This window comes from Oscillibacter sp. PEA192 (genome assembly GCF_003574015.1).
Classification (GTDB): domain Bacteria; phylum Bacillota; class Clostridia; order Oscillospirales; family Oscillospiraceae; genus Oscillibacter; species Oscillibacter welbionis.
Genome location: NZ_AP018532.1, coordinates 2531023 through 2543328, shown reverse-complemented (window position 1 = coordinate 2543328; position 12306 = coordinate 2531023). Strand labels below are relative to the sequence as shown.

Below are 12306 nucleotides of genomic sequence, written 5' to 3'. Positions count from 1 at the left end.
TCTTGACATTTTGCTCGGGCGTGTTATACTAAACACAGAACAAAAGGTTAAAGAAAGTCAAAGTCAAAGAGACAAGGCGTTCTTTGGAAAGGGAGGAATCATCCGTGGGGATTTCCGATTTGATTGCCAGCTTCCTGCAGGAGAGTTTGGAGGAGACGGACGGTGGTGTGCTGGAGGTCCAGCGCAATGACCTGGCCCAGCGCTTCAATTGCGTACCCAGCCAGATCAACTACGTGATGTCCACCCGCTTTTCCCCGGAGCGGGGTTATATCGTGGAGAGCCGCCGGGGCGGCAATGGCTACATCCGGATCACCCGGGTCCGGGTGGACCGCCAGACGCTGCTGATGCAGGTCATCAACACCCTGGGCAGCCAGGTGGACCTGGCCTCCGCTCGGGCCATCCTGAACAATCTGGTCCAGGCCGGCGCCCTGGAGGAGAACGCAGGTCGGAGCATTCTGGCCGCCGTCGGCGACAAGGCCCTGGCCGCGGTCCCGCGGGAGAGCCGGGACACCGTCCGGGCGGACATCATGAAGCAGGTGCTGATCCTGCAGGTGTAGCCGGGACCCGGGCAGCGGGGAAAAATGTTTCAATAAGCACGCACAGTTTCCAGATGATAGGAGGAATTGATTTATGAAATGCGAAAATTGTGGTAAGAATGAAGTTACCTTTGTGTATCGGAGCAACGTGAACGGCCATGTGGAAGAGAAGCACCTGTGCAGCGACTGCGCGGAAAAGCTGGGCTATACCCAGCGGCTGGGTGCCCAGAGCCAGCGGATGATGCAAAGCTTCTTCGGGAACAGCCTCTTTGGAAACGATTTCTTCGACGATTTCTTCTCTCCCATGCCCAGCCTGCTGGGGCGGAGAATGAAGATGCTGGAGGACCCCTTTGACGACTTCTTCGCCGAGATGCCGGCCCTGAGCGCCTCTCCTGTCCAGCAGCAGGAGGCAAAGCAGGAAAAGAAGGACGACCTGGTAGGCCAGGAGGACCAGAGCCGCTTTGCCTATCTGCGCCAGATGAACGCGCTGAAGCTGGAGATGAAGAAGGCTGTGCACCAGGAGAACTTTGAGCGGGCGGCGGAGCTGCGGGACCAGATCAGGTCTCTGGAGGCCGCTCACAAGGAGCAGAAGGAAAACAAGTAAACGGGACTTTCCCATGGAAAGGAAGGTAAGACACTATGAATGAGAACAAATTTTCGCCCAGGGCGGAGGAGGCCCTGCGGCTTTCCCAGGAGGCAGCCGGTGAGCTGGGCCACGGCTACGTGGGCACGGAGCACCTGCTGCTGGGCCTGATCCGGGAAGAGGAGGGCGTGGCCCACACCGTTCTGACGGAGGCGGGCCTCACCGATGACATGATCGTGGAGATCATCAAGAAGAGCGTGGGTGCCGGTCTGCCCGGCAGCAATCCCGCCCAGGGCCTCACCCCCCGCGCCAAGCGGGTGGTGGAGCTGGCCATGGAGGACTCCATGCGGGGCGGCTACAACTACGTGGGCACGGAGCACCTGCTGGCGGGCATCCTGCGGGAAGGCAACAATATGGCCGTCCGCATCCTGCGCACCGCTGGCGTGGATGCCCGTCACCTGTACACAGCCCTGATGCAGAAGCTGGGTGAGATGCCCCGGAGTCAGGCCGCCGATCCCGGCCGCTCCGGCACCAGCCCCGCAAAGGAGGATAACGGCAAGAACAAGACCCTGAAGGAGTTCACCCGGGACCTGACCGCCGACGCTCGGGCCGGCAAGCTGGACCCGGTCATCGGCCGGGACGGGGAGATCCAGCGGGTGATCCAGATTCTCTCCCGCCGCACCAAGAACAACCCCTGCCTGATCGGTGAGCCCGGTGTGGGCAAAACCGCCATCGCTGAGGGTCTGGCCCGGAAGATCGTTATGGGCGACGTACCCGACGAGATGCTGGACAAGCGCCTTTTGTCCCTGGACCTCAGCGGCATGGTGGCGGGCACCAAGTACCGGGGCGAGTTTGAGGAGCGGATTAAGAAGCTGCTGGAGGAGGTCAGGAAGTCCGGCAATGTGATCCTCTTCATCGACGAGCTCCATACCATCGTGGGCGCCGGCAGCGCCGAGGGCGCCGTGGACGCCGCCAACATCATCAAGCCGGCTCTAGGCCGGGGCGAGATCCAGGTGATCGGCGCCACCACCCTGAACGAGTACCGGAAGTATATCGAGAAGGACGCCGCCCTGGAGCGACGGTTCCAGCCGGTGCAGGTGGGTGAGCCCAGCCAGGAGGCGTCTCTGGAGATCCTGAAGGGCCTGCGGGAGAAGTACGAGAAGCACCACAGCCTCCAGATCACCGACGAGGCCCTGGAGGCCGCCGTGAAGCTCTCCGCCCGGTATATCAACGACCGGTTCCTGCCGGACAAGGCCATCGACCTGATGGACGAGGCTGCCAGCCGGGTGCGGATGGAGACGGAGGAGATCTCCCCGGAGCTGAAGAGCCTGGAGGAGAAGATCGCCGCCCTGGCCAAGGACAAGGAGGCTGCTATCGAGAAGCAGGACTATGAGACCGCCGCCAAGCTGCGGGACATTGAGAAGGACTACCAGGAGCAGGTGGAGATGGAGCGGGAGAAGCGCCGCAAGAACAACACCCAGCACCGCCCGGTGAACGCTGACGACATTGCCGCCGTGGTGGCCGGCTGGACCGGTATCCCCGTCACCCGTCTGACGGAGGATGAGGGCACCCGCCTGCTGCACATGGAGGACACCCTCCACGAGCGGGTAGTGGGTCAGGACGAAGCCGTAAAGGCCGTGGCCCGGGCCATCCGTCGGGGCCGTGTGGGTCTGAAGGATCCGAAGCGCCCCATCGGCTCCTTCCTGTTCCTGGGCCCCACCGGCGTGGGAAAGACGGAGCTGTGCAAGTCCCTGGCAGAGGCCATGTTCGGCGATGAGAACGCCATGATCCGGATCGATATGTCTGAGTATATGGAGCGGCACACAGTGTCCCGTCTGATTGGCTCCCCGCCGGGCTATGTGGGCCACGAGGAGGGCGGTCAGCTGACGGAGAAGGTGCGGCGCAAGCCCTACTCCGTGGTACTGTTTGACGAGATCGAAAAGGCCCACGAGGATGTGTGGAACATCCTGCTGCAGCTTCTGGATGACGGCCGGATCACCGACTCTCAGGGCAGGACGGTGGACTTCAAGAACACCGTCATCGTCATGACCAGCAACATCGGTGCCCGCAGCCTCACTGCCATGGGCAGCAAGCTGGGCTTTTCCGCCGAGGAGCGGGACTCCGATCCTGACGCTGAAAAGAAGTTCGAGACCGCCCGGGAGCAGGTGATGGCGGAGCTGCGTCAGACCTTCCGCCCGGAGTTCCTAAACCGGATCGACGATATCATCGTATTCCGCCCCCTGACGGAGGAGGACATCCGGGAAGTGGCCCGGCGGATGCTGAAGACCGTCTCCGCCCGGATGGAGACCATGGGCATCCACCTGGATGCCAGCGACGAGGCTGTGGCAGAGCTGGCTAAGGAGGGCTTTGATCCCAAGTACGGGGCCCGTCCCCTGCGCCGGGCCATCCAGAGCAAGGTGGAAGACGCCGTGGCCGAGAAGATGCTGGACGGCACCCTCAAGGCCGGTGACACCGCCAAGCTTACCGTGGAGAACAATCGACTCTGCGTTTCCAAGTGAAGAGACCTGGTCAAGCCGTCCGGAGGCCCCATAGCCTCCGGACGGCCTTTCCGACATACCGGCCGGAAGCGAATAGACTTGACTTTGGCGGAGAAACAGGTAAAATAGAGAGGTATAAAATGAACCCATCGTGCTGTCCCCGATCCAGTAAAAGATGGTGCCAGAGTGCCAACGCGGCGGATCGCAGAGTATATTGCCGCACGTATGTGGGGAAGAACGCCCCCGGGCGGGAGAAATATCTATGACCAAATGTAGCGTAGTTGGCAGCACGCGTGATTTGGGAGGATAGAGAGCCTATCCATTCCCCAAAAAGTGAAAGCCTGGAAGTCCTTGGGACAGTAGCCTGCGGCGGAAATCCCCCGCCTGAAGATCCCCCCGCAAAACCGGGCTTGACCACAGCACTGCCCACAGACACGAAAAACTTGCTTTTTCCTTCTCCGCATGGTATCATGCAGAAAAATCGAATATCCGGGTATAGCGCAGTTGGTAGCGCGCCAGCTTTGGGAGTGCCGTGGCGGTATCCGGGTCAGGTCATGGCAAAACGCCGCAAAGCCTTGCAGCACCTGCGTTTACGGGGACTTTCCCCGGTTGCTGAAGGCGGCACAAAAGCGGATTTGACCACAGGAATGACCACAGACAGAAAAAACTTTGATTTTCCCTCTCGCCGTGATATAATGGCAGAAATTGAATATCCGGGTGTAGCGAAGTTGGTATCGCGCTTGATTTGGGTGCAGGATGCTCCCCTTTCAAGTTGAAACACGCTATCCCCCCAACCCCTTGATACGACTGCGATACAGGTACTTCCCCCGCAAGCCGATGTGGTCAAAAAATCCGCCTGACCACATGTTTGACCACATCTGGAGCAAAACTGAATCACCAAAAATCCGGGATTAGCGCAGTTGGTAGCGCGCTTGCTTTGGGAGCAAGATGTCGGGAGTTCGAGTCTCCCATCTCGGACCAAGCAATGATAATCCGAACTACATTATCCAAGTCGGTAATGTGTTCGGATTTATCATTTTTTGAGAAAATGCTCTAATTAAGTAAGAAGAAGCGTCTGTTACTATGACGTTTCTCCTTTTTCATGGACTTTTAGATAAACTCATGATATTATAACCATGTTAAAGACGATGGGGGCGAATTCTGATGCCGCAGGGTGATAAATATATTCATTTTACCAATTATCTAAAAAAATTCCATGAACAGGGGCAAGATGAACTTACGCTTTCGTTTACAGAGATCGAGCGTATATGGGGATTTCCTCTTGCCAGATCTATGCGGAAGTATAGCTGGGCAAATGACCGTACGCAAAGTTATGCGTTAGGGTGGCTATACGCGGATTTTACTGTAACCGCTTGTGATTTATCCGCTGAAACGGTTACCTTCGCGTATACCCCGGAAAAGGTGAGCACCCTTCTTTCCGGCCAGCATTCCAGAGGGCGGGAAACGTCCGCCTCCGCCGCAAAGCTCCCGTCAAGCGTCATCGCCGCGCCCTCGGCCTCCGAGGTCGAAAAGTATTTGCGCGCATGGAACGATTCGGAAACCTACCGGCTGCAGGAAAGTGCCCTGAACAAGCTGTTTCTTGAACTGGCTCCTCAAAATGACAGGATCGAAAACATTTTGATCAAGGCCGCCACATTGAATGATTTTTACAGTACGAATATTTTTTCGATTTATCCTGTCGCGCGGCACATCCTATCCTTAGATGTTGACAAACGGTTACAGGCTCATGATCTAAGCCTTGTTTCCGATATTTCTTATGTGACCTTTCCAAACGGCAAGACGAAAAAGCTGTATTCGTTCGCCACAAAATATTGCAGTCATCACAAGCCTGATGTTTACCCCATATACGATGATTACATCAACAAGATTTTGCGGTATTACAGGGATATAGATGGGTTTTCAACGTTTACAAGTGAAATGCTGTTGGATTATCGTTCCTTCCATGCGATATTGCATGATTTTCAACGGTTTTATAAATTGGAATCATATACCGTAAAGGAAATCGACCAATATCTCTGGCAATTAGGAAAGGCGAATTTCCCCAAAAAATATTAACGACGCGTGAATGACAAGCGCAAAGGAGGCATATTGATTATGCGTAATATATTGCGGATATGCGCATTTCCGTTTCGTTTATTCTTCCATATCTCTGCTTTCTGTATAATTGTGACTATTTCGTTTTTGGGGAATTTGCTTTTCAAAAAGAATTCGTATTAAGACAACAACGGGAGTAGTTTTGCACTCCCGTTATTATTTATAAGTTCTTTGGTCGCTCACCCTGCCGTTTCTTCCACTCGGCGTACCTCCCTCCCCATTGTCCGTCCTTGCTCTTAAAGAATGCTTGAATTTCCAGGAGCAGGACACAGGCATGTGTCTCTACCTCGTAATCTGGAATCCCTGTGCCGTAGTTATTGGGTTTCTTTCTGCGCAGCATAGCATTACCCCGTTATAACACGCCCCTCACCGAACAGACAACCTTAAAATACCGTACCATCTCCGGTGATGAAGTGGCTCCGCGCATCCTTGGGTATATCTTATACTAAGTGACAGAAAATACTTATTACTATTTTCTCCCCAACATTGCCGCTATCATTTCATAATACTTCTTCACCGTATTTCTCGCCAGTCCGGTTCGTTTGGCGATGGTCGAGAACTCTGTGACCTCCGGGTGGAGGCGCATATAGTCCCACAGCTTGCGCTGTTTTTTTGTCAGCTTTTCCGGCGGGGCGATGCCCGCAAGCTGCTCCTTGAGATTTTTGCGTTCCTCGTTCATCTCCGTGATCAGCGCCTTGAGTTTTTCCTCGCACTCCTCGCGGGTATGGGCGTAGACGTTGCGGGAATGTTGCGTCCCGTCCGGCCATATAGGAGAATAACGTCCCTCAAACAGGTGGTCATTGAGTTCGCTGACGCAGCCAGTGCCCGGTTTCCTTTTCTTCCCCACATAGGGCTGGAAGTCCACGATGCCTTTCCGTTCCGGCTCCACTTCTTCCCGCAGTTCTGCCTTGCCGATGCTCCGGTCGATGCTGGCGGCGGCTGCGCGCTGCATATCGCCGGTGATGTGGGTGTAGATGTCCAGCGTTGTCACCGCGGACACATGGCCCAGCATGGCTGAGAGGGTTTTCACATCCATGCCGTTTTCCAGCGCCAGCGTCGCGAAGGTGTGCCGCAGATCATGAAATCTGACACGCTTGCAGTCTGCCCGCTCCAGTATCGTCTGAAGCCGTCTGCGCGCCACGCCGGGCGTGATCGGCCGATCCGCCTTCACCGGTGATGGGAACATCCAGCGGGAATCCACCTTCTTGCGGTACTCCCGCAGAACGGCCAGCACCGCAGGCGGCAGCACCAGTTTTCGAACGGACGCTTTTGTTTTCGGTGGGATGATCTGCAATTCGCCGTTTACCGTGTACGCCTGCTTGTTGACGGTCAGCACGCCGGTTTCAAAGTTCAGATCCTCCCATTGAAGCGCTATCAATTCACCCCGCCGCAGACCGGTGCAGAGATCCAGCAGGAACAGCTCGTAGTACCCGTCCGCCTGCGCCTGAATGAGAAATTTCTGCAATTCCTCCCGATCCAGCACCTGCATTTCCTTTGCTTTTTTCGGCGGCAGCTTGCAGCCGATGGCCGGGTTTGTACGGAGCAGGTCATCCCGCACGGCCCGTTCCAAGGCGGAGCGGCAGACCGCGTGGCACATCCGCACCATGCGGTCGGAAAGGCCCGCGCCGTATTGCTCCGTCAGACGCTTGCGACCGTTCTTTTTCAGCCGCCCGTAGAATTGCTGCAAATCATTCTGCGACAATTTGTTCAGCGGGATCTTCCCGATCTCCGGCAGGACATGGTTGTAAATGACGTTTTCGTAGTTGTTCTGTGTGGAGGCGCGGAGCGTCGGCTTGCTGTGGGTTTCGTACCAGTAGCACAGCCAGTCCCCGAACAGCATATCCGACTTAACTTTTCGGTCATTTCGCCCCACCATGCTTTCAGTGAGCTGCCGCAGCTTCTCCTGACATTCCCGCTTTGTTTTGGCGAGAACATTCTTCGTTTTGGGAAGGCCGCTGTCATCGTAACCGATGACAACGCGCCCCTCCCACCGGCCGTCACTGCGCTGTCTTACGGTGCCGGTTCCGCTTTTCCGTTTCTTTGCCAAGGTCTCAGCCCCTTTCCGAGCAAGTCTTCCATGAAGCCGCCAACGATGCCGCTGGCGGCTTTTTGCATATCCGGTGTGACGTGGGTGTAGGTGTCCAGCGTGAAGCTGGCATTGGTATGCCCCAGAATTCCAGACAGGGTTTTGGCGTCCACGCCGCTGGCGATGGCGTGGGTGGCGAAGGTGTGGCGCAGATCGTGAAAGCGGATGTCCGGCAGTCCCGCCTTGTGTAAGATCGCTTTCATGTGCGTGTAGGCGCAGTTCGGAGACAGCGGCAGCTCCGGTCGGACAGGGTCTGGGAAGACCCATTGCGTGATTGCATTCTCTTTTCGGCGGCGCAGAATTTCCGCCGTGCTGCGGGGCAGGACGATGGTGCGCTCACCGCTGCGAGTCTTGGTCTTGCCCAGCATATTGACCCCCAGCTTTCGGCTATGAAGGGTGCGGCGTACTTGCAGAACGCCGTTCCGCGCGTCAAAGTCCTGCCACATGAGTCCGCAGATCTCGCCCCGCCGCAGGCCCGTGGTCAACTCCACGTAGAAGAAGTCACCCCATATCTTGTCTTCCCGCACGGCGTCCAGAAAGGTGTCCAGTTCCCTGTCGGTCAGGACACGTTTCGGCGCATGGCTTGCCTTTGGCACCGTTGCGCCCACGGTGGGATTTTTAGCGATGATATGCGCGTGGAGGGCGTCCTCCATCGCCTGATGGAAGATGGCGTGGAGGCGGTTGATGGTGGTATCCGACAGCGTGGAACCAAACCTCGGATGCTCCCTGACCCGGCCATTCTCTTTCAGCCTCCGATAGAGTTTCTGCACATCCTGCGATGTCACCAGCGACACCTGTTTGCCGCCGAGCTGCGGCTTGATGTAGTTTTCGATGCAGCTTCGATACCCCGCAAGGGTGCCGGGGCGGACGGTATTCTCCTTATAGTCCGTCAGCCAACGGTCCAGCCACTCCCCCAAGGTCATGCGGCTGTCCTCGGTCAGCTCCACATCCTGATAGCGTTCGATATTCTGATGGAGCTTTTCCGTCAGCTCCTTTTGTGTATGAGCATAGGTGTGCTGGAAGATGGGTGTACCGTTTTTCTTGTGGCCCACCACGATGCGGCCCTCCCAGCGGCCGTCCTCCCGCCTGCGCACCATGCCGTCGCCGGACGGTCTTCGTTTCGCCATTCAGTCCTCCTGTTCCGCCGGATGGCAGATGCGTTCTTCTTCCTCCCGCTCGAAGGAATAGAGCCCGTCTGCCTCCAGCTCTTTCGCCATGCCCCACGCCAGCTTGAAGCCTGCCGTGAAGCTCATCAGCTTGGATTCAACCAGCAATGTGTTTTGCGCATCCAACAGTCGCAGCAGCTTTCTGCGCCCCGCGGTGTCCATGTCCCGCCGCAGTTCTTCCTGGGCACGTTCGATCTGGGTGTCCAGTTCTGGATGCGACTGACGGTCGAAACGCTTTTGCAGGGCTTTCATGTAGTCATACATTGCGGCACCTCCTTTTTGGCAACCACAACACATACCACAACTCCGCTCACAAAGCTACTGTTTTCTGAAATGTTTCTTTGACTATTGCGGCGCAAAAACTGAACATCTTGCCCCCCTTCACATATGGAATTTCATTGAAAATCCCTGTTGCTGTTCCAACTCATGGTCATCCGGCTTGTGACCGAGGGCGACGCGCTTCTGCCGCATCTGCGCCAGCCGCTTGCGGTCGATTTGGACACCGGTGGCAGCGGGAGCCGGGGCGTTGTCCCGGAAAATATTGCCCATGTGGTAGAGCAGCCGGGTGGCTGACAGCAGGACGGAGGGCGGCTCCTGTTCGCCGCACTCCATGCGTTTCATGAAAAATTCCGCGTAGGTGTGGCCGTTATCCCGCGCCGCCGCGAACCATTCGTAGGCAGCGTCCATGTCTTTGGGAATACCCTCGCCCATGAGGGTCAGCTTTCCCAACAGATACTGGGCATAGGCGCTGCCGTTATCCGCGGCCTGCCGCAGGTATTCCGCCGCAGTCGAAGTGTCTTTTGATACATTTTTGCCGCTGAGATATTCCTTGCCCAGCCGGTAGGCGGCGAAATCGTTGCCATTGTCAGCCGAGCGTTTCATCCAGTAGATGCCCTTGGCAGAATCGTGCACGTCTGCATCGTCGGAGAGATACAGCTTGCCCAATGCGTACTGTGCTACGTCCAAGTCCTGCTCGGCTGCGCGTTCCAAGAACTTTTGTGCTTTGACCATGTCGGGGATCAGCAGTCCGCCGTCACGGTACGCCGTGCCGATGACGTATTGGGCGTAGGCGTCACCGTCCTCCGCAAGCTGCTCCAACTGCTCCGCAGCTTCATCCCGTTCCTCCAGAGGGAAACTGTCATCGTTCGCTATGCTTTGCAGATCCTGGCACTCGTAGCTCATGCCGTAGGTACTGATCTGTTCGCCGTCATCCTGCATTTCCTCATCCTCAAAGGAAAATTTGTTCATGCGAATATGCTCCGCCTCACGAATGACCGCGTTCTTGATCTGGCGGAACTCCTTTTGCTGAGACAGCGGTGGACGTATTCTCTTTTTATCTTCGGAGTAGTAATCCTCTACCTGACATTGCAGTTCCCACCACGTTTGGTAGCACGTATCCACGGTTGGCAGCCGCGCCATCTGGTCGACGATCTCATCCACCAGCTTCTTCATTGGTTTCGGCAGATAGCCGTAGGTTTTCTTGCCGCTGACCTGACCGAGCTGCCGCGACAGATTCCAGATCATCTGCTCCGCCTCTGGGTGGATGCAGGTCATCTCCTGCATGGCCTTCACCAACTCCAGCATGGCTTTCCGTGCTTCCGCCACCAGTTCATCGCGGGATTTGCTTTTCTGCTCGTAGACGTGCAGCAACTCCTGACGGAAAATTTGGTTGGTCAGCGTGGACTTGATTTGGCGGATACCATCTTTGGACAGGTATGCCTGATTCGGCTTTGCCGACCACGCCATCATGTGGACGTGGGGATGATTGCCCTCATCGTGGAAGGCCGCGTACCAGCGAAAGTCCTCCGGCGGGATCTTCATCGCCGCGGCGATATCATTGCGGTGGGTGCGCAGTAATGTGCGCCATGCGTCCGCATGGTTATACCCCAACCGCTCCGCGTCCTCCCGGTGGAGGGAGATGATGTGCGTCCACACATTGCCGGTGTAGTGATCCAATTCGTCCGCGACGGCGGCGAGGTCAACGGCATCATCGTCACCGAAGAGACCGTGTTCACCCAGCCGTTCCGCTCTGGGCCGCAGGGCAATGTACTTGGCGTAACCTTCCATGCCCTGTACCCGATCCCAATTCGATTCCAGCGCCAGCGTGATGAGTGCGGACGCGGTTGCTTTTGTTGGGTGTGAGAGGTAGTCTTCGTACTCCATCAACTCTTTTGCGTCAGGGAAATCCTTCACCAGTTTTGCGATGAGCTGCGTCTGCTTTTGGGTGGGCGGACGGTCATCCGGGATGATCTCCACCCGCTCCCGCGTCGCGATGTACTTGAGATACCCACCGACACTTTGCCCAGCGCCGCACTTGATGTACGGGCTTTTGACGATCAGCCTTGCCATGATTCGCTCTCCAGCTCACGGAGCTTTTGTTCCAGCCGCAGCTGACCGTTGGTGCGCTTGACGGCAACGATGCTCTTGGCCCGCTCCTGCCGCAGCACTTCTTCACTCACGTTGAGGCTTTGCAGGAGAATGGACATCGCCATGTCCATTTCCACCGCTTGCTTGTAGAGCAGCGACGCGATGCGATCCTCGAAGATCTTCAACCGCGCGTCGATGGCAGACTGCACCGCACGGGGCAGCGTGGTGCTTTGGCCTGCGGCCAGCATATCTGCGTAGCAGTTCACCGCCTTTTCGATGAACTCGTTTTTGCTGCGGCAGTTATCTTCCTGATACCACCGCTCTATTTTTTGCTTGGTCTCCGGCTCTGGCCGGTAGGTCAAGCGATCCTTGTTATCACTCATAAAATGCCTTCTTTCTCACTAAGACGCCGTCGAAAAGTCTGTATTCATCGGCTTTTCACGGACGTCAGACGCCAATTACACAAAAAATCTTCCGAATAGACGCCACAACCGCCTGCGTTGAAACCCCCGTCAACTGCCCGCACTGCGGGCAGAAGTGACCGGGCAGAGCGTCGGTTAAGACGCCAACCCTTTATCCTGCTATAAATAAAACCCTCCGATAACCGCCTGATCTGCCTGAAATACGCTGAAGGTGCGTCCCATATGGCGTGGGAAAGTCCTCTCCAGCGCGGTTCCAAATCATACTCGCACAAACGCCGCAACGTTCGTTTCGAGGGACTGCGGCGGGTACATACGCCACCCCAGCCCCTAACCGCGCACACAGCGGCTTACACGGCGAAACACGGGCATTTCGGACGGGGGGTGGTATCACTACCCTCGGAGCGTTTTGCGCGGTTCGGAAACCCTGCGTGGCCGGGTGTCAGAACGGCAAACTTTGCCGCTTTCGGGTCTTGGTCAGGTGTGCTCCCGAAGAGCGCAGAGAGCCTTCGGAACAGCGATGCGCTCATGCGCGT

At 56.7% G+C, this 12306-nt stretch carries 10 protein-coding genes and 1 tRNA gene; 6 read left to right on the top strand and 5 right to left on the bottom strand.

What is annotated here, in order from left to right:
* Nucleotides 1–104: 104 nt before the first annotated feature.
* The 6 genes from DN611_RS12570 (at nt 105) to DN611_RS17065 (ending at nt 5693) form a co-directional block, all read left to right on the top strand.
* Nucleotides 105–557 carry a CtsR family transcriptional regulator gene (locus tag DN611_RS12570; RefSeq protein ID WP_025544308.1) on the top strand — a complete coding sequence of 151 codons (453 nt, stop codon included), beginning with the start codon at nt 105–107 and terminating at the stop codon, nt 555–557.
* 73 nt (nt 558–630) lie between these two features.
* On the top strand, nt 631–1140 hold the full coding sequence (locus DN611_RS12565) for a UvrB/UvrC motif-containing protein (RefSeq protein ID WP_021749162.1): 510 nt from the start codon (nt 631–633) through the stop codon (nt 1138–1140).
* A 35-nt stretch (nt 1141–1175) separates the two neighbouring features.
* Nucleotides 1176–3638, top strand: coding sequence for an ATP-dependent Clp protease ATP-binding subunit (locus DN611_RS12560; RefSeq protein WP_119311551.1), 2463 nt, complete (start codon nt 1176–1178; stop codon nt 3636–3638).
* Nucleotides 3639–4027: 389 nt separating this feature from the next.
* Nucleotides 4028–4393 carry a hypothetical protein gene (locus DN611_RS16515; protein WP_145985104.1) on the top strand — a complete coding sequence of 122 codons (366 nt, stop codon included), beginning with the start codon at nt 4028–4030 and terminating at the stop codon, nt 4391–4393.
* A gap of 129 nt (nt 4394–4522) precedes the next feature.
* Nucleotides 4523–4598, top strand: a tRNA-Pro gene (locus DN611_RS12555).
* A 183-nt stretch (nt 4599–4781) separates the two neighbouring features.
* Nucleotides 4782–5693: a DUF7662 domain-containing protein gene (locus DN611_RS17065; RefSeq protein WP_333637347.1), complete on the top strand. Its 912-nt coding sequence runs from the start codon at nt 4782–4784 to the stop codon at nt 5691–5693.
* Between the two features lie 508 nt (nt 5694–6201).
* On the opposite strand, the gene DN611_RS12540 is transcribed toward DN611_RS17065, so the two are convergent.
* From DN611_RS12540 to DN611_RS12520, 5 genes are all read right to left on the bottom strand, one after another.
* Nucleotides 6202–7779, bottom strand: a complete 1578-nt coding sequence (locus tag DN611_RS12540; protein WP_119311549.1) for a tyrosine-type recombinase/integrase — start codon at nt 7777–7779, stop codon at nt 6202–6204.
* The gene (locus DN611_RS12535) at nt 7743–8945 is read right to left on the bottom strand and encodes a tyrosine-type recombinase/integrase (protein ID WP_119311548.1); all 1203 of its coding nucleotides are present in this window, start codon (nt 8943–8945) and stop codon (nt 7743–7745) included. Before DN611_RS12535 ends, DN611_RS12540 begins: the two co-directional genes overlap by 37 nt.
* A complete protein-coding gene (locus DN611_RS12530) occupies nt 8946–9248 on the bottom strand; it encodes a hypothetical protein (protein WP_119311547.1) in 303 nt (100 codons plus the stop codon). It lies immediately after the preceding gene.
* Nucleotides 9249–9365: 117 nt separating this feature from the next.
* Nucleotides 9366–11333 carry a MobP3 family relaxase gene (gene mobP3, locus DN611_RS12525; protein WP_119311546.1) on the bottom strand — a complete coding sequence of 656 codons (1968 nt, stop codon included), beginning with the start codon at nt 11331–11333 and terminating at the stop codon, nt 9366–9368.
* Entirely contained in the window at nt 11321–11734 is a 414-nt protein-coding gene (locus DN611_RS12520; protein WP_119311545.1) for a hypothetical protein, read from the bottom strand. Before DN611_RS12520 ends, mobP3 begins: the two co-directional genes overlap by 13 nt.
* Nucleotides 11735–12306: the final 572 nt, after the last annotated feature.